Genomic DNA, 18,355 nt, shown 5'->3' on the forward strand with positions numbered 1-18,355 from the left:
TATTAAATCGGTAATTCGGATGAAACAATGAATCAACACGATCGAGCAGTGATTTCTGCATCTACGCTTTATGTGGTACCTACCCCCATCGGTAATTTAGGGGATATTACCCACCGGGCGTTAGAGGTACTGAAAGGCGTTGATTTGATTGCGGCAGAAGATACACGTCATACAGGGTTGCTGTTACAGCATTTCGCGATCAACGCCCGCCTGTTTGCACTTCATGACCATAACGAACAACAAAAAGCCGATCATTTACTGGCGAAACTGCAAGAAGGCCAGAGTATTGCGCTGGTTTCAGATGCAGGTACACCACTTATTAACGATCCGGGCTACCATTTGGTGCGCCGTTGCCGTGAAGCTGGCATTCGCGTTGTGCCATTACCGGGCGCTTGCGCGGCGATTACTGCACTCTCCGCCGCGGGTCTTGCCTCAGATCGTTTTTGCTACGAAGGCTTCCTACCAGCGAAAACCAAAGGACGTAAGGATACTCTGCAAGCGCTGATTGAGGAACCTCGAACACTGATCTTCTACGAATCAACCCATCGCTTGTTGGAAAGTTTACAGGACATGGTAACCGTACTTGGCCCACAACGCTATGTGGTACTTGCCAGAGAACTGACCAAAACCTGGGAGTCTATCCACGGCGCGCCGGTTGGCGAGTTACTGGCTTGGGTTCAGGAAGAAGAAACCCGCCGTCGTGGCGAAATGGTGCTGATAGTCGAAGGCCATAAAGTGCAGGTTGATGATGCACTGCCTGCCGCTGCCTTACGCACTTTGGCACTGTTGCAAAAAGAGCTGCCACTGAAGAAAGCCGCCGCGCTGGCTGCTGAAATCCACGGCGTGAAAAAGAATGCGCTTTATAAGTATGCACTTGAACAGCTAGATGGCGATCAAGTGCAACAGGAAGATGACATCCAGCGCTAATGTGACTATAATCCGCCGCGGAGTTGACCAGACAGTCGCCGCTTCGCTGCCGTCCCTTTCGGGGGAGACAGGTGAAGGGGAGGAAAGTCCGGGCTCCATAGGGCAGGGTGCCAGGTAACGCCTGGGAGGCGCAAGCCTACGACAAGTGCAACAGAGAGCAAACCGCCGATGGCCCACGCAAGTGGGATCAGGTAAGGGTGAAAGGGTGCGGTAAGAGCGCACCGCGCGGCTGGCAACAGTCCGTGGCACGGTAAACTCCACCCGGAGCAAGGCCAAATAGGGGTTCACATGGTACGGCCCGTACTGAACCCGGGTAGGCTGCTTGAGCCAGTGAGCGATTGCTGGCCTAGAGGAATGACTGTCCACGACAGAACCCGGCTTACCGGTCAACTCCACTCATTCCGCAAAACCCCGCTTCGGCGGGGTTTTTGTTTATGTATATATGGTTGAGAGGAATGACTGTCCACGACGCTTTTCATCAAAAGAAAGCGGCTTACCGGTCAACTCCACTCATTCCACAAAACCCCGTTTCGGCTGTTTTTTTGTTTTGTACGATATGGGCAACCGTTTTTTGGTTTGGATTTAGCGCTGATAACGCAAGGCGTCGACGAGCAACGAAAATGCAGTGGTATGTTGCCTGCGGCTGGGGTAATAAAGATAGTAACCGGGAAAAGGCTCACACCAATCTTCCAGCACGCGAATTAAGTTTCCACTGGCAATCTCCGCTTTCACGGCATCTTCTGGTGCCATTGTCAGACCAAAGCCGATGACGGCAGCATCAATACGTTGTCGTATGCTATTGAAAGTTAACTGCCCATCAACGCGTACTTTTAACTCACGCCCTTCTTTTTCAAACTCCCAAGCATACAGGCCACCCATAGTTGGTAGGCGCATATTGATACAACGATGATGTTGTAAATCTGCTGGCGTGGTGGGGATGCCATATTTAGCCAAATAAGAAGGGGATCCGACCACCGCCATACTCATATCTGGCCCAATCCGTACGGCGACCATATCCTTTGCTACCTGTTCTCCCAAGCGAATACCCGCGTCAAAACGGCCTGTTACAATGTCGGTTAAGGTATTGTCGACTGTGATTTCTACATTAATATCAGGGTATTCGGCGAGAAAGGATTTCAGCACTGGCCAGAGCACTGAATCGACAGCATGTTCACCGGCAGTGATACGAATATTTCCCGCAGGGCGTGCCCGCATCTCACTTAGTGCATTCAGCTCGATCTCAATTTCTGCAAAACGGGGTTCGAGGCTATTTGCCAGTTTTTCGCCAGCTTCAGTCGGGGCAACACTGCGAGTAGTACGGGTCAGCAAGCGAAGTTCAAGGCGTTCTTCCAGCCCGCGAATCGAGTGGCTTAAGGCGGATTGGGAAACTCCCAGTTTTGCTGCAGCCTTAGTAAAGCTACGCTCTCTGGCAACCATAAGAAATGAAATTAAATCGTTGAAATTCTCTTTTAACATCATGGTTCCTGCCTATTAGCCCTTAGACTTTCGAGTGTAGCTCAATTTATGAATTATATTCATATACTCATGCGCATTTACCCCTCTAATACTCCATTCAGGCATTTGCTACCTTTTCTGCAACCGATATTCATTTGGCGAATGCCTTGTGATGGTAAATAACAACTGACAGGGGTAAAACAATGCAAAAGCGCAGATTGGGTCGCAGTAATCTGGAAGTGTCAGCAATGGGGTTAGGTTGCATGGGAATGAGCTTTGGTTATGGCCCGGCAACAGATAAGCAGGAAATGATTTCTTTGCTACGCAAAGCGGTAGATCTTGGGGTGACATTCTTTGATACCGCCGAGGTCTACGGGCCTTATACCAATGAAGAATTATTGGGTGAGGCGTTGGCTCCTTTGCGCGATAAAGTGGTAATTGCGACCAAATTTGGCTTTCAGGCCGATCCAAATGGTGGACCAAAATGGGTGGGTTTAAATAGCCGACCTGAACATATCAAGAAAGTCGCAGAAGCCTCTCTTAAGCGCTTGAAAACTGATGTGATTGATTTGTTTTATCAACATCGTGTTGATCCGAATGTGCCTATCGAAGATGTCGCCGGAGCGGTACAAGACTTAATTAAAGAAGGCAAAGTTAAACACTTTGGTTTGTCCGAGGCGGGGGCGGCAACGATTCGTCGTGCTCATGCGGTTCAGCCGGTTACCGCACTACAGAGTGAATATTCATTGTGGTGGCGAAAACCAGAGCTGGAAATTATCCCCACGCTGGAAGAATTAGGTATTGGTCTGGTGCCTTACAGCCCACTGGGTAAAGGCTATTTGACCGGTAAAATGACGGAAACCACCGAGTTTGCCAGTGATGATTTCCGTCGCACACTGCCGCGCTTCACGCCGGAGGCCTTAAAAGCGAATCAGGGGCTGATAACTCTGCTTCAGGATGTGGCACAGCAAAAAGGTGCGACACCGGCGCAAATCGCGTTGGCCTGGCTACTGGCGAAAAAACCGTGGATCGTGCCGATTCCAGGGACACGTAAGCTCAATCGGCTGGAAGAAAATATCGCTGCCGCCAACCTTGAGTTGACTGCCGCAGACCTTCAGCAAATCGACAGTGCTGCTGCAAAAGTGACATTAACCGGGGAGCGCTACCCTGAGGCACTGGAAAAACTGACCGGACTTTGATCTGTCACCTGAACTCCCTCAGGAATCACGGTGAAATGGCTCGTAGCGTCTACAGTTATACAGTTTACCAAGGTTTATCGAGCTGCAAATCACAGTGTTTATGATACCGGAGATACACCATGACAATGAAAGTACTCGGTTATGCTGCCACGTCAGCAAAAGTGCCTCTGGCACCCTTTGAGTTTACCCGTCGCGCGCCTCGACCAGATGATGTGGTGATGGAGGTGCTCTACTGCGGCGTTTGCCATTCTGACCTACATCAGGCGCGTAATGACTGGGGATTTAGTACCTATCCTATTGTTCCCGGTCATGAAGTCGTTGGGCGTATCACGGCAGTGGGTAAGGATGTCACGAAGTTCAAAGTCGGCGATTTTGCTGGCATTGGCTGTATGGTGGATTCCTGTCGACACTGCCAACCCTGTCAACAGGGATTAGAGCAGTATTGCGAAGAAGGGAATGTGCAGACCTACAATGGTATTGACCGCCATGACCATACCCCAACCTATGGTGGCTATTCACAAGCTATTGTGGCATCACAAGATTTCGTGTTGAAAATGCCGGCTGGCCTGGATCTGAAAGCGGCAGCGCCACTGTTGTGTGCTGGTATCACCACGTGGTCACCATTACGCCACTGGAAGGTGGGTAAAGGCAGTAAAGTGGCCGTAGTGGGGCTGGGGGGGTTGGGTCATATGGCCTTGAAACTGGCTAATGCGCTCGGTGCTGAAGTGACTCTCTTTACCCGCTCACCTAACAAAGAGGCGGATGCTCGTCGTTTGGGCGCTCATCATATTGTTTTATCTACCGATGATGCACAAATGGCGGCAGCCAAAGGGCAGTTTGATTTGATTATTGATACTGTGCCTTATGTGCATGATATCAACCCTTATATGCCGACGCTGAATATTAATGGCACATTGGTATTCGTCGGTTTCCTGGGGGATATCAGCCCAATGGTGAGCACTTTACCGATGATTTTGGGGCGGCGCTCGGTGGCGGGTTCATGCATCGGCGGTATTGCGGAGACACAGGAAATGTTGGATTTCTGCGCGCAGCACGGCATTGCTTCAGATATCGAAATGATTAATATTCAGGACATTAATCATGCCTACGAACGTATGCTAAAAAGTGATGTGAAATACCGCTTTGTGATTGATATGGCGTCATTGAAAGCGTAAGTAGCCCATTACTGATAGGCATAAATTCCACTGCGGTATTTAGAATTGACCGGGCGAATACCCGGTCATTCTGGTAAATCAATCAGCAATGCCCGCAGGGGGGTTTGCGCTTTAATCACTAAATGCTGTTCCTCTTGCACAAAAGCGCCATCACCACAGGTCAAACGCTGAGCTTCGCTCACTTGCGGGCCTGTCACTTCCACGGTTCCGTGAATAGATTGCAGATAAGCCCTCGGGCCGTGCAAATCAATCGTATATTGCTCATCCGCAGCCAAATCCAGATGATGAATCCATACTTGCTGGCGCAGCTTCAGGCTGCCTTTTTCACCGTCAGGGGAAGCCAATAACCTTAATGGTTGGGTACACAGTGAAAGCTGCTGAGCCGATTGACTTTCTTGCTCGGGGCAAGCATTGAGCCATAACTGAATTCGCGTTAATGGTTTGTCTGAACTAAGGTTATGCTCGCTATAGCTCACACCCAGCTGGGTAGAAAATAGCAGGACATCGCCAGTTTTACCGCGTACATGGTTACCTAAGCTATCCCGATATTCTGCCTCACCTTGTAGGATGATATTCAGAATATCAACCCGTGGGTAAGTTCGCGGTTGGAATGACGCGCCTGGCGCGAGAACTTCCTGATTCAGCACGCGCAGTGAAGCATAGCCTAATAATTTTGGATCAAAATAGTGGCCGAATGAAAAGGTATAGCGCGCCTGGAGCCAACCAAAGTCAGCTTGCCCGCACTGTTTTGCTGTTCTGCATGTAATCATGACAATGATCGCTCTTTCCTGATATTAATCGATAAACAAATGGTAAGCGTCTGGACGTCAGATTGTTAGCCAGTTAATCTGGTCACTATATTCAAATTTCCTGATTGAGAAAACGATGGGCAAAGATCGGGCGCTAACGTTAGAAGCGTTGAGAGTGATGGATGCCATTGACCGCCGTGGCAGTTTTGCTGCGGCTGCCGATGAATTGGGGCGTGTACCTTCGGCGTTGAGCTACACCATGCAAAAACTCGAAGAAGAGTTGGATGTGGTGCTGTTTGACCGTTCCGGGCATCGCACCAAGTTTACCAATGTGGGTCGTATGCTGTTGGATCGTGGGCGGGTGCTGCTGGAAGCTGCCGATAAGCTGACCACGGATGCTGAGGCATTGGCGCGTGGTTGGGAAACCCATATCACTATCGTCAGTGAAGCCTTGTCTCCGGCATGGAAACTGTTCCCGCTGGTTGACCGACTGGCGCTGAAAGCGAATACACAAGTCTCTATTTTTACTGAAGTATTGGCGGGTGCCTGGGAGCGGTTGGAGCAGGGGCGAGCGGATATTGTGATTGCGCCAGATATGCATTTTCGCGCATCTTCGGAAATTAACAGCCGCAAACTGTACAAAGTCACCAGCGTCTATGTGGCCAGCCCTGACCATCCAATCCATCTGGAGCCAGAGCCGCTGTCAGAGTTAACACGGGTGAAATACCGTGGTGTTGCTGTAGCCGATACAGCTCGTGAACGGCCGGTTTTGACCGTGCAATTGCTGGATAAACAGCAGCGGCTAACGGTGAGTACCATCGAAGATAAACGGCGGGCATTGTTGGCCGGTTTGGGGGTGGCGACCATGCCGTATGAAATGGTTGAGAAAGATATTGAAGCGGGGCGCTTACGGGTTGTCGGGCCAGAATACAGCCGCGAGGCCGATATCATTATGGCTTGGCGGCGTGACAGTATGGGTGAGGCGAAGTCGTGGTGTCTACGCGAGATCCCTAAACTTTTTATGAATAAATAAACGGCTACTGCGCCTCGATTGGGAGGTGAACGGCTAACCGGTTAACTAAGCGAAACGGGTATCTCGGTCATGTGGCTCCAGCAGATCTTGCTGTGGGCCGATGGAGATAATCCCATAAGGATTAATCGTGCCGTGGCTGCGGTAATAGTGATTGCGGATATGAGCAAAATCTACTGTTTCGGCAATGCCCGGCATCTGATAAATATCACGCAGGAAACCATACAAATTTAAATAATCGCTGATCCGGTGCTTATCACATTTAAAATGCGTGACATACACGGGATCAAAACGTACCAATGTGGTCCATAAACGCAAATCTGCTTCGGTAAGTTGGTCACCGGTCAGATAACGCTGTTTCCCCAGAATCTGTTCCAGCTTCGCCAGAGCATCAAACAGGGTATTGACAGCTTCGTCATAGGCTTCTTGCGTGGTAGCAAAGCCCGCTTTATACACGCCATTGTTGACCTGATCGTAAACCCAACCATTAATGTCATCAATATCGCGGCGTAATGCAGGTGGATAATAATCCCCGGCTCTGGCACCTACGCCATCAAAAGCACTATTGAACATACGAATAATATCGGCTGACTCATTGCTAACAACAGTTTGCTGGTGTTTGTCCCATAACACAGGGACGGTGACGCGCCCGCTATAGTGGGGGTCAGCCCGCAAATAGAGTTGATAAAGATAATCGAGGTGATACAGCGAGTCGCCGGTGGCGGCGGGGAAATCATCACCGAATGTCCAGCCATGTTCTTTCATTAGCGGATGTACGACGGAAACCGAAATCAGTGACTCCAGGCCTTTCAGAGTGCGTAACAGCAAAGTGCGATGCGCCCACGGGCAGGCGAGAGAAACATACAAATGGTAGCGGTCTGCTTCGGCTTTAAAACCGGCCTTGCCCTGCGGCCCAGCCTGGCCATCAGCCGTGACCCAATTGCGGAACTGTGAGGTACTGCGCTTGAAGTGACCACCGGTAGATTTGGTGTCATACCAGATGTCTTTCCAGATACCGTCTACAAGTTGCCCCATTTTATGTCCCTCTCTAAAAAATGCGCCCTATCTAATGATAGGGCGTAATTGCTTAAGTGTGCTTTGGATAAAAGCAGTGTTACCACTTCTTACCCAGCAGGCGGTCGATACTGAAACCACCAGGGCCAGCAACTGCTAAGACAATATAACCGCCAGCGATGGTCAGGTTTTTCATGAACATCAGTTGGTTAACACCTTCCGCAAAGTTAGTGTGGAAAATCAGTGCGGTCAGAATGGTGAAACCGGCAGTGAACAGCGCAGTGGTGCGGGTCAGGAAACCAAACAGAATGGCCAAACCACCACCAAATTCCAACAGGATAGTCAGTGGCAGGAAGAAACCAGGGACGCCCATGGCTTGCATATATTGTTGGGTCCCGGCATAGGCATCACCCATTTTGCCGTAACCGGCAACAATAAACAGAATTGGCATCAGAATGCGTGCTACCAACAGGCCAGTATCTTGTAATTTGTTCATCGACGACTTCTCCAAAAAGTGTTTTGTATTAATGCCTGGCATCTGCTGGCGTTAATTTTTATACCCGTCATACTTCAAGCCGCATGTGTGTTGGCTGCTTTCGTTCACCCGAATCACTTACCTGAGTAAGCTCATCGGGATTCACTCAGTTGCCGCCTTCCTGCAACTTGAATTATTTAGGGTATATATATGATTGTTTGCTGGTGTATTTCTGCAAACGCCCTGACTTGATGAAAGAATGTTAGTCGAGAAGTTGATAAGTTGTTAGCAAGTAAAACTGTCGTTTTTTATCAAAAAAATTGAAGTGACAGAATATAAAAGCCTGCTTATGGGGAGAAATGCTGCTAGCAGGCTGAATTATATGCTGGTTTTATCAAACATAAGATAATGGCTGCGGATCAGTACAGTGTAGTGGAATGGGGGATCAACGTAATAAAAAAGTACTGCGAAACAATCGGATAGCACCCCATGCACTGACCGCTCTGCGCGACCAGCGGATTAACTTACTGGGATGGCGAATGCCATATAACGCCACCAGGCTTGAACCTACCATCAGATATTTTCGCATACTGACGATTTTCGCCCAGCCACGATCATAAGGTGCGGTGACTTCAATCCATTGCGCGGCGCTGTTAGCGAGATCCAGACGTTGTTGCTGGATCTCCCGTAACAATGCGGCCTTTTCCTGTGCTAATTGACGGCGACTCAACGCTCTTTCTCCAATAATTCGCGATCCGTTTCCAGTTGCTTGCGGGTTGACCCCAGCAGAGTGGAACGGCGCGCTTTGGTGAGTGTCCAGATAACACCGATTATCGCCAGTGCTAAGAGCACTGCCGTTGTCGACCCCAATGCCACTAAGCGATAAGCAGGATCAATCGCCCATATCACCAACACCAGCAGACTCATCAAACCGAAAGCGGTAAACAGCAGAGTGATCCCCGCCATCATCAGCAACTGAATCAGTGTTGCTTTTTCTTCTTCCAGCTCAATAGCTGCTAGTCGAACACGGGTTTCAACCATGCCAACCACGATGGTAGCAATGCGGTGGACAGTATCGAGGACCCCTTTGCCGGGGCCCTGAGTTTGAGGAAGTTCAGCCATAATCAGCGGCGAGACAACAGAACGCCTAACACCACGCCCACAGCAGCACCGATGCCTACGCCAGCCCAAGGGTTGTCATGGACATAGTTGTCAGCTTTATCAGCAATTTCTTTGGTTTGGGCGGCGATCCTATCACCTGTTTCGCTCAGACGTTCACGAGTATCTTTCAACGCGCTTTCCGCTTTGGCCCGCAGCTTATCTAACTCAGCTTTCGGCTTATCGGTCGAAGATTGCAGCACTTCTTCCAAAGTATCCGCAAGTGACTTAAGTTCAGCGCGCAAATGTTCAGAGGTTTTATCTTGTGGCATGTAATAGCTCCTTAACATAACTGAGGTGAATACCTAATCTAGTGAATTTTTCTGGAAGTTGATAGGTTAATCATCCTAATAATTCCCAAATGACTCACTGTGTTTGTATTTAAACCCGGAGTCGCTACTTCTGTGCCTGAGCTTGCTTTAACTCAGTTTGCGCCTCCGTTAACTTCTTCTGTTGTTTGATGATTTTATCAGCATCACCTTTTTGTTGAGCCTCTTTTAGTTCTTCCTTACGCTCAGCGACTTTGTGCTGCTTCTCTTTAATTTTGCTTTGGCGGTCGGCTTCCAGACTTTCAACCGTGCAATTATTCTTAACTTGTTGCAAGGCCGTTTCCAGACCTGCGGCGCGACGGGTATTGCCATGTTGTTTGGCATAATCAATCTGCTGTTGGATCTCTTTGGCTTTGGTATCGCATTCATTTGCCTGGGCGACACTGCCAAATGCAATCATCGGTAATACCAGCAGGAGAAAGGCCCGTAGGGAGAAAACGGTACGTAACAACATGGTATTGCTTCCTTTTACAACAAGAATCGGGGTGAAATGGGTTGCCGTGAATGACTAAGCATAGCGCTGAATTATATGATACCCAAGTTTACTACAGGATTTTTTATAGATTAATCATATATCAGCAGGATATCCCCTAAATAATTCGAATTGCAGGAAGGCGGCAAGCGAATAAATCCCGATGAGCTTACATGAGTAAGTGATTCGGGTGACGGAGCGTAGCCAACGCACATGCAGTTTGAAGTATGACGGGGATAAATTGGTAATAACGAAGATCAAATGACGGGGAGATAACTCCCCGAGGTACAGATTACCCTACGTTTTGTAGGTTATTTCTGAATGCGGGCAATAAACGCTGACGTTTCTTTGACTCACTTGAGACAATGACATAACCGCTTGGCAGGATATCTTGTAAAGCTGTAATGGCTTCTTTTTGTTGTTCCGGAGACTCAAGACTTACTACCAGACTGTCATTCTCTGGAGTGATGCTTTTGATGCGAATCCCTCGCTGATCGAGATGCTGATACAGAGAAAACCCATCAGGTAATGACAGCCCCTGCTGATTAGGCCGAATTTTTAGCGCGCTTTCTGTACGCATAATGATGGGGGTAAACAGCAGTGCTGCCAGTAATAAAACTGTCACTGGCAGGATAAGATAGTGCCAAACTGGGCGGCCAAAACGACCACGGAGGTTAATCACTCTGACTTACCTTTGTCATTGCTATCATTCACTTGAGTAGCATTTTTCTTGCGCCAAAGCACATAAAGAGAACCAAATAAGCCGATCACCAATAGTGCCAGAGGTAGCAACATCAGGACAAACATCACCTCATCTTCATATTTCAGGAATACCGGCGTCTTACCAAAAGCGAAGCCCATGGTGGTTAAGATTAATACCCACAGGAAACCACTCATCCAGTTAAAGAATTGAAAACGGGCATTGTTCAGGCCGGAAAGGCCGGCAATTGTTGGCAGTAAGGTGCGTACGAATGCCAGGAAACGCCCGACTAACAGTGCGGATAACCCATGGCGGTGGAATAAGTTATGTGCGCGTTGGTGGTAATGGGCCGGTAGGTGGGATAGCCACCCTTGCACCACTTTTGTATTCCCCAGCCATCGCCCCTGAATATAACTGACCCAGCAACCCAGACTGGCCGCGGTGGTTAATACTACCAGTGTTACCGGGAAGCTCATGGCACCTTTTGCAATCAGTACACCCACCAGAATTAACAGGCTATCGCCAGGTAAAAAGGCTGCCGGGAGCAAGCCATTTTCCAGAAAAAGTATCATAAATAGCAGGATGTAGATGGCCCAGACCAAAGACGGGTTTGCCAGTGTCTCGTAGTCTTGTGCCCATAAAGCATGTAAGAGTTCTTTAATGATATCCATCTGGTATTCCTAAAACGTCATTGTTTGTTGTATGCATCTTTATGGATATAAACACGATCACAAAAATATCCGATGACTTTTCGTGTTTTAGCGATGGTTATGATAAATGAACCAGAGCAAACCAATTCGCTGATATCTTGAGGTAAATTTACTTCTTGTTGCGATGCCCACATATTACGACAACAGAGAAAGCATCACGCCATAATGTGGTAGGTAAGCATTCCGCTATATTGAGTATTACTCTCTTTCCAGCCTCCCACACGATTTTGCTGTGTCGATGCATAGAATATCCAATTGGAATAATTCAGCAGAGGCTGTGACTGCCGCGGCTGTTTGTAGATCTCATCCGCACGATGACTGCGAGATATCGATAGGTACGTGCTATGCCAGGTATTATTGGCGAATGAAAGATTGGTTGAACCAGCAAATTTAGTGATACCCAACCGATTTTTTATCGCGGTTTTTTTGGTCGGCACCCCCATCAGACGCAATTGCGAATAGAGGTTTTTCTTTTGCAGGCGCAGATATGACGAAAATACATTTACGGATGACGATGCGCCACTGACATAGTGACAGTCAGGCGCAGGTAAAGCTATGCCTGATGGGGGATACGCGGACGATAGCATGTTGCCGGAAGCCGAACCGACCCAGCCAGACACTGCAATAAACAGAGCAAACAACCAGCGCATGTATTTGCGTTTCGCTCCCAAAGAACCCGAATAAAAAAGTGCTGCCACTTTAGCAAAATAGCGAGATATGAAACAGGGAAATATAGAGGCTAATTGGGTGTTTTTTAAGCAATAGTTAAAAAACAGGTTTAACACTGACGTTTGCTGACAGAACTCGACGTTTACTGACCTCAAAGCAGCATGATCTTGCTGGGGAGAGAAAGAATAGAGTCAGTTTTCTCCTCGCGGATTATCTCTTTATAGAATATACCCGTCATCTTTCAAGATGCAGGGTTGTTGGTTACTATTGTTACTCGGCCCGTCCATGTGCTTCACCTCTGCGAGGCCGCTGCAAGCAGCGTTCAAATCTGCACCCAGCAGATTTTTCACCCAAGTCATTGAGTTATCTCAACTCCTTGGGTTTATTTCGTTACCGCCTACCTACAACTCGAAATCTATTGGGTATAGACGTCAGTTTTTGCTAGTAGCAACGCTAGTGGCAACACTGGGTATATCAAGGTGAACAACCGGATTCTCAGTGAAGAGGTAGCGATCGACATTAAACTCGAAATCATCGGTAGTCGCGCGGAACAGCATCTGCTTGGTATTTTCCAGATGTTGCCACATAGCCAACTTGCTGGCGTAAGGATCTTTACGCATCAAGGCTTCGAGGATTCTGTCGTGATCTTCGCACCAACTCTCGATCGACTTATCATCGATATGTTCATGCAGTTTGATCCAGTAAGGGTTATGTACCCGCTGGCTCCACATTTTTTCGACAATTGTTGCCATGGCGGTATTTTGCGTCGCCAGTGCCACTTGTACGTGGAATTTCAAATCCCACTGCGAGTCGCGGAAACGATCTTCTTGGCGCGCATGTTTCTGGATCTCGATTAATTGCACGATATCTTGCCGAGTTACTTGCGTGGCCGCAAATTCAGCAATGTTACTTTCGATCAACTGCCGCGCTTGTAACAGCTCAAAGGGGCCTGCGGTGGCGAATTCAATGCCATGGTTAGGCATAACTAAGTGCTTTTGTTTATTCGACATCACATGGATGCCGGAGCCTTTACGCACTTCTACGTAGCCTTCCACTTCCAACATGATAATCGCTTCACGAACCACGGTGCGGCTGACATTCATTTCTTCGGAAATGTAGCGTTCTGCGGGCAATTTATCGCCCACCGGATAAACGCCGGCTTCGATGCGCTGCTTTAACTCTGCGGCTAACTGCTGGTACAACCGTCTGGTTTCTGTGAATTCCATGATTAAGGCTCTTGGGATCAATTGAGGCCGCAAATTTTGCGGCTCATTTTGTCTGGAAGGCATGATATCCCGAAGGAGATACAATTGGACTTGTTATACCACTTATCCCTATCGTGTTCTAGTTATTGCTATCACAGTTATGATGGAAAATGTGCGTTAACGAGAGGGGCGGTGAGGGGATAAAAAAGCCCGGTAGATTTAACCGGGCTGGTGATGTCTATAACTTAATAACTGTGGTTTGGATTAGTTCTGTCCGGCTGGCGTTTGTTGCACCGGATCGATAGCCGGTTCTGCTGCTGGGCGGTTTTGCAGCACCGTCCAGATGACCACCACTGCCAACACATCAAATACTGCCAATGCCGCAAACAGTGGGCTGAAGCCCATAGTATCTGCCAACGCCCCTACCACCAGAGCAAACAGTGTACTGGCCGTCCAGGCCGCCATACCCGTCAAACCGTTGGCGGTGGCAACTTCGTTGCGACCAAAGACGTCAGACGAGAGTGTAATGAGTGCGCCAGACAGGGATTGGTGAGCAAAGCCCCCAACACATAACAGAGCGATAGCAGCATAAGGGCTGGTAAACAGGCCAATAGTCCCCGGCCCAATCATCAACAGACCCCCCATGGTTACCACTAACTTACGGGAAACAATCAGGTTAACTTTCAGGTATTTCTGGAACAGAGGTGGCAGGTAACCACCCAGAATACAGCCCAGATCGGCAAACAGCATTGGCATCCAGGCAAACATGGCGATTTCTTTCAGGTTAAAGCCATAAGCCTTGAACATGAACAGTGGGATCCACGCATTGAATGTTCCCCAGGCAGGTTCTGCCAGGAAACGTGGGATCGCGATACCCCAGAACTGACGATTACGGATAATCTGCATTGCAGACATCTTTTTGGAGTTCGCAGTAGAGTGCTGTGCTTCCTGACCACTCAGGATGTACTCACGTTCTTCATCAGACAGTTTTTTCTGGTCTTTCGGGTGTTTGTACAGGATTAACCAGGCAATGGCCCAAATCAGGCTAAGCACACCGGTAATAATAAATGCCATCTGCCAGCTGTGCATCACGATAGCCCACACCACTAATGGTGGTGCAATCATGCCGCCGATAGAAGAACCTACGTTGAAATAACCAACAGCAATGGAACGTTCTTTTGCCGGGAACCATTCACTGGTCGCTTTCAGACCAGCAGGGATCATCGCCGCTTCTGCTGCACCCACAGCACCACGAGCGATCGCTAAACCACCCCAGCTACTGGCCAATGCGGTACTCATACAGAATATGGCCCACATAACGGCAAACATGGCATAACCGACTTTCGTCCCCATCACATCCAGAATATAACCAGCTACTGGTTGCATCAGAGTGTAAGCGGCTGAATAAGCGGCAATAATATAAGAATATTGCTGAGTGGTGATATGTAGCTGCTCTTGCAACGTTGGTGCAGCAACGGCAATAGCGTTACGGGTTAGGTAACCTAATATGGTGCCAACGGTGACCAACGCGATCATGTACCAGCGTAAGCCTTTAATTTTACGCATCATTTATAACTTTCTCCCAGTCTTAGATTACTGCCATGAAACGCCGCCTGTCGTGACGTTTCATGGCGCAATTTGGTCCAATCCGACATCGCGGTGGTACCTGGCTCTTCTTATTGAATTGAGGCTGGCCGTGCTGTGCCAACTTCAACTATTCGGCTATCCCTTCTCTTGTTTGCGGCCGTAGTGCTGGTACGGCGCTCACGCTTCGATATTTCCATTTAGGTCAAATCAGTGTGTTTGATGAACAATACGAATGAGATGACTGATGGCGACGCAACAATAACTTGTCATACAGATTTAAAAGTTGAGTGATATCACAAAAACCGCTTTTCAATTAGGGAATAATAGAACCCAGCAGACTTAGTGCCGCAAGGGACTAAATAAACTATAAATGTTGAGTATTTGTTCTTTTTGTTAGGTTTTTGCGATCTCTATCTATAAAAAATGCTGGACGATAGATGAAATTGGTGTGATAACTTCGCGATAACAGAAAGCAGTACTCTAGATGTACTCAAGTGAGGAACCTAATATGGCGCAGTTTTTAACCGAAGACTTTTTGCTCGACACCGAATTTGCCCGTCGTCTCTATCATGATTATGCAAAAGATCAGCCGATCTATGATTATCACTGCCATTTACCCCCAGAACAGATTGCAGAAAACTACCGCTTTAAGAATATGTATGACATCTGGTTGAAAGGTGACCACTATAAATGGCGTGCGATGCGCACTAATGGTGTGGCTGAGCGTTTCTGTACCGGTGATGCCAGCGACCGCGAGAAGTTTGATGCTTGGGCAGCAACGGTTCCTCATACAATTGGTAACCCGCTGTATCACTGGACACATCTCGAATTACGCCGTCCATTTGGTATTACAGGTAAGTTATTGTCCCCAGCCACTGCTGACGAAATCTGGCAGCGTGGTAACGAATTACTGGCTCAGGACAGCTTCTCTGCGCGCGGAATCATGCAGCAGATGAATGTTAAAATGGTCGGTACTACTGATGACCCGATTGATGATCTGCGCCACCATAAAGCGATTGCTGCTGACGGTAGCTTCAATATCAAAGTCTTACCAAGCTGGCGTCCAGACAAAGCCTTCAATATTGAAGCCGCAGGTTTCAACGACTACATGCAGCGCCTGGAAGCTGCCGCTGACACGTCCATTAGTCGCTTTGCTGATTTGTGTACCGCGCTGAATAAACGTATGGATCACTTTGCCGCTCACGGTTGCAAAGTGTCTGATCATGCGCTGGATGTGGTGGTTTACGGTGAAGCAGATGAAGCGACTCTGGACGGCATCCTTGCTCGCCGTCTGGCGGGTAACCAGCCAAGCATTGAAGAAATCGCACAGTTCAAAACAGCCGTGTTGCTCTTCCTGTCTGGCGAATATCACCGCCGTGAATGGGTGCAGCAGTATCATATCGGTGCACTGCGCAACAATAACAGCCGCATGTTCAACCTGGTCGGGCCAGATATCGGCTTTGACTCCATTAATGACCAGCCATTGGCTCAACCTTTATCTCGCTTATTGGATGCGCAAGGCCTGCGTAATGCGCTGCCAAAAACCATCCTTTACTGCCTGAACCCACGTGATAACGAAGTGATCGGCACCATGGTGGGCAACTTCCAGGGCGAAGGTGCTGCCGGGAAAATGCAGTTTGGTTCTGGCTGGTGGTTCAATGACCAAAAAGATGGCATGCAACGTCAAATGACCCAACTGGCACAACTTGGTTTACTGAGCCGCTTTGTCGGCATGCTGACTGATAGCCGCAGCTTCTTGTCTTATACCCGCCATGAATACTTCCGTCGCATTCTGTGCCAAATGATTGGCCGTTGGGTCGAGGACGGCGAGGCTCCGGCGGATATTGAACTGCTGGGTTCTATGGTGAAAAACATCTGCTTTGATAACGCTAAGCAATATTTTGCCATCGAATTGTAATCGTCGAACTGCTTCGGTGATGAATAGCTAATAACAATCTCGGGGCTGAATATCAGCCCCTTATAACATAAACATATTGAATATTTAACGCCCGGCTGTATGCGTTATGAGGTGAATCCTGATGCAAACTTTGAACCGTCGTGACTTTCCTGGCCGTAGCCACCCTGACAAAATCATTCAATTCGGTGAAGGTAACTTCCTGCGAGCCTTTGTTGACTGGCAGATCGATTTACTGAATGAACATACCGATCTGAATGCCGGGATCGTGGTGATCCGCCCGATCGACACCGATTTTCCGCCGTCACTCAGCACTCAGGATGGCCTGTATACTGCGGTGATCCGCGGTCTGAATGAACAAGGCGAAGCGGTGCGTGAATCCCGCCTGATCCGTTCGGTTAACCGTGAAATTAATATCTACCGCCAGTTTGATGAATATCTGGCGCTGGCTCGTGATCCTAATATTCGCTTTATGTTTTCGAACACCACCGAAGCCGGTATTGCCTGGAATGAAGCGGATCAATTTAGCGATGCACCGCCAAGCTCTTTCCCGGCTAAATTGACCCGTTTACTGTTCGAACGTTTTGAGCATTTTTCTGGTGCGGCAGATAAAGGTTGGGTACTGCTGCCTTGTGAACTGATTGATTATAATGGTGAAGCGCTGCGTGAGTTAGTTCTGCGCTATGCCAGCCATTGGCAACTGCCTGCGGCATTCACTCAGTGGCTGACTGAAAACAATACCTTCTGCTCCACATTGGTTGACCGCATTGTGACTGGTTATCCGCGTGATGAAGTGGCAGCACTGCAAGCTGAATTAGGCTATCAAGACAGCTTCCTGGATACCGCCGAATACTTCTATTTGTTTGTTATCCAAGGGCCAAAAGAATTAGCGCAAGAACTTCGTCTTGATAAGTTAGACCTGAATGTTCGTATCGTGGATGACATTAAACCTTATAAAGAACGTAAAGTTGCGATTCTGAACGGCGCGCACACTGCGCTGGTGCCAGTGGCTTATTTGGCTGGGCTGGACACTGTTGGTCAGACAATGAATGACGCGCAAATCAGCAGCTTTGTCGAAAAAACCATTACTGAAGAAATTGTGCCGGTATTGGATTTACCGGAAGACGAGCTGTTGTCATTCTCTCAAGCGGTATTGAGCCGTTTCCGTAACCCGTTCATTCAGCATCAGTTGTTGTCTATTGCCTTGAATGGCATGACCAAATTCCGCACCCGCATTTTGCCGCAATTGCTAACTTATCAGCAGCAGCAAGGCAAGTTGCCGCCACGCCTGACTTTTGCACTGGCCGCTCTGATTGCCTTTTATCGTGGTGAACGTGATGGTCAGACTTACCCGTTGCAGGATGATGCTCACTGGCTGGAGCGCTATTCCACCTTGTGGAATGGTGTAAAGCACGGCGATATCAAGCTGGCTGAATTGGTGAACACTGTGCTTTCTGATACTGCCCATTGGGGACAGGATCTGACTGCAGTACCAAAACTGGCCAATCAAGTGACAGAACAACTACAAACCATCATTGACAGCGGAATGAGAGCTGCGGTCGCGGCATACAGCTAAAGGTTTAACT

The 18,355-nt window shown here is 48.5% G+C and carries 19 protein-coding genes and 1 other RNA gene; 7 read left to right on the top strand and 13 right to left on the bottom strand.

All coding sequences use genetic code 11. The annotated features are described in order from the left end of the window. The first annotated feature begins 27 nt into the window (after positions 1-27). Positions 28-927 (top strand): 16S rRNA (cytidine(1402)-2'-O)-methyltransferase, encoded by a 900-nt coding sequence (gene rsmI, locus FTB31_RS09625; protein ID WP_011817252.1) that lies wholly within the window; start codon positions 28-30, stop codon positions 925-927. Positions 928-946: 19 nt separating this feature from the next. Further along, positions 947-1,325: RNase P RNA component class A (gene rnpB, locus FTB31_RS09630), an RNA gene on the top strand. A 184-nt stretch (positions 1,326-1,509) separates the two neighbouring features. Here rnpB and FTB31_RS09635 read toward each other — a convergent pair. Beyond that, the gene (locus FTB31_RS09635; RefSeq protein WP_050077022.1) at positions 1,510-2,403 is read right to left on the bottom strand and encodes a LysR family transcriptional regulator; all 894 of its coding nucleotides are present in this window, start codon (positions 2,401-2,403) and stop codon (positions 1,510-1,512) included. A 182-nt stretch (positions 2,404-2,585) separates the two neighbouring features. Here FTB31_RS09635 and FTB31_RS09640 point away from each other — a divergent pair, with 182 nt between their 5' ends. Together FTB31_RS09640 and FTB31_RS09645 are read left to right on the top strand one after the other, a co-directional pair. After that, the gene (locus FTB31_RS09640; RefSeq protein ID WP_050077023.1) at positions 2,586-3,581 is read left to right on the top strand and encodes an aldo/keto reductase; all 996 of its coding nucleotides are present in this window, start codon (positions 2,586-2,588) and stop codon (positions 3,579-3,581) included. Between the two features lie 119 nt (positions 3,582-3,700). Further along, complete coding sequence (locus tag FTB31_RS09645) at positions 3,701-4,756, top strand: NAD(P)-dependent alcohol dehydrogenase (RefSeq protein WP_050077024.1); 1,056 nt, start codon at positions 3,701-3,703, stop codon at positions 4,754-4,756. 65 nt (positions 4,757-4,821) lie between these two features. Here FTB31_RS09645 and FTB31_RS09650 read toward each other — a convergent pair whose 3' ends face one another. Next, positions 4,822-5,526 (bottom strand): pirin family protein, encoded by a 705-nt coding sequence (locus FTB31_RS09650; RefSeq protein ID WP_227724066.1) that lies wholly within the window; start codon positions 5,524-5,526, stop codon positions 4,822-4,824. Positions 5,527-5,641: 115 nt separating this feature from the next. On the opposite strand from FTB31_RS09650, the gene FTB31_RS09655 reads away from it, so the two are divergent. Next, positions 5,642-6,538 (top strand): LysR family transcriptional regulator, encoded by an 897-nt coding sequence (locus FTB31_RS09655; RefSeq protein WP_227731305.1) that lies wholly within the window; start codon positions 5,642-5,644, stop codon positions 6,536-6,538. 45 nt (positions 6,539-6,583) lie between these two features. On the opposite strand, the gene FTB31_RS09660 is transcribed toward FTB31_RS09655, so the two are convergent. The 11 genes from FTB31_RS09660 to FTB31_RS09710 all read right to left on the bottom strand — a co-directional run bounded on the left by FTB31_RS09660 (position 6,584) and on the right by FTB31_RS09710 (position 14,836). Then, positions 6,584-7,570 carry a glutathione S-transferase family protein gene (locus tag FTB31_RS09660; protein WP_227731306.1) on the bottom strand — a complete coding sequence of 329 codons (987 nt, stop codon included), beginning with the start codon at positions 7,568-7,570 and terminating at the stop codon, positions 6,584-6,586. A gap of 79 nt (positions 7,571-7,649) precedes the next feature. After that, positions 7,650-8,045 carry a DoxX family protein gene (locus tag FTB31_RS09665; protein ID WP_004391987.1) on the bottom strand — a complete coding sequence of 132 codons (396 nt, stop codon included), beginning with the start codon at positions 8,043-8,045 and terminating at the stop codon, positions 7,650-7,652. Between the two features lie 424 nt (positions 8,046-8,469). Beyond that, complete coding sequence (locus FTB31_RS09670; protein WP_050077029.1) at positions 8,470-8,754, bottom strand: YqjK-like family protein; 285 nt, start codon at positions 8,752-8,754, stop codon at positions 8,470-8,472. Continuing rightward, complete coding sequence (locus tag FTB31_RS09675) at positions 8,751-9,146, bottom strand: phage holin family protein (protein WP_005174200.1); 396 nt, start codon at positions 9,144-9,146, stop codon at positions 8,751-8,753. The genes FTB31_RS09670 and FTB31_RS09675 overlap by 4 nt, the downstream gene beginning before the upstream one ends. 2 nt (positions 9,147-9,148) lie before the next feature. Continuing rightward, the gene (locus FTB31_RS09680) at positions 9,149-9,454 is read right to left on the bottom strand and encodes a DUF883 family protein (protein ID WP_005164648.1); all 306 of its coding nucleotides are present in this window, start codon (positions 9,452-9,454) and stop codon (positions 9,149-9,151) included. A 124-nt stretch (positions 9,455-9,578) separates the two neighbouring features. Then, the gene (locus FTB31_RS09685; protein WP_227731307.1) at positions 9,579-9,965 is read right to left on the bottom strand and encodes a DUF1090 domain-containing protein; all 387 of its coding nucleotides are present in this window, start codon (positions 9,963-9,965) and stop codon (positions 9,579-9,581) included. A 310-nt stretch (positions 9,966-10,275) separates the two neighbouring features. Next, positions 10,276-10,665 (bottom strand): EnvZ/OmpR regulon moderator MzrA, encoded by a 390-nt coding sequence (gene mzrA / locus FTB31_RS09690; RefSeq protein ID WP_050077032.1) that lies wholly within the window; start codon positions 10,663-10,665, stop codon positions 10,276-10,278. Next, the gene (locus FTB31_RS09695; RefSeq protein ID WP_050077034.1) at positions 10,662-11,354 is read right to left on the bottom strand and encodes a DedA family protein; all 693 of its coding nucleotides are present in this window, start codon (positions 11,352-11,354) and stop codon (positions 10,662-10,664) included. Before FTB31_RS09695 ends, mzrA begins: the two co-directional genes overlap by 4 nt. Positions 11,355-11,548: 194 nt before the next feature. Continuing rightward, positions 11,549-12,043, bottom strand: a complete 495-nt coding sequence (locus tag FTB31_RS09700) for a hypothetical protein (RefSeq protein WP_227722193.1) — start codon at positions 12,041-12,043, stop codon at positions 11,549-11,551. 450 nt (positions 12,044-12,493) lie between these two features. Next, on the bottom strand, positions 12,494-13,288 hold the full coding sequence (gene exuR / locus FTB31_RS09705) for a transcriptional regulator ExuR (RefSeq protein ID WP_050077035.1): 795 nt from the start codon (positions 13,286-13,288) through the stop codon (positions 12,494-12,496). Positions 13,289-13,531: 243 nt separating this feature from the next. Next, entirely contained in the window at positions 13,532-14,836 is a 1,305-nt protein-coding gene (locus tag FTB31_RS09710) for an MFS transporter (protein ID WP_072081802.1), read from the bottom strand. A gap of 526 nt (positions 14,837-15,362) precedes the next feature. On the opposite strand from FTB31_RS09710, the gene uxaC reads away from it, so the two are divergent. Both uxaC and FTB31_RS09720 read left to right on the top strand, forming a co-directional pair. Then, positions 15,363-16,772, top strand: coding sequence for a glucuronate isomerase (uxaC, locus tag FTB31_RS09715; protein ID WP_050077037.1), 1,410 nt, complete (start codon positions 15,363-15,365; stop codon positions 16,770-16,772). Positions 16,773-16,893: 121 nt separating this feature from the next. Beyond that, positions 16,894-18,345 (top strand): tagaturonate reductase, encoded by a 1,452-nt coding sequence (locus tag FTB31_RS09720; RefSeq protein ID WP_077175244.1) that lies wholly within the window; start codon positions 16,894-16,896, stop codon positions 18,343-18,345. Positions 18,346-18,355 lie beyond the last annotated feature (10 nt).

Source organism: Yersinia proxima, assembly GCF_902170785.1.
In the GTDB taxonomy this organism is placed as follows: domain Bacteria; phylum Pseudomonadota; class Gammaproteobacteria; order Enterobacterales; family Enterobacteriaceae; genus Yersinia; species Yersinia proxima.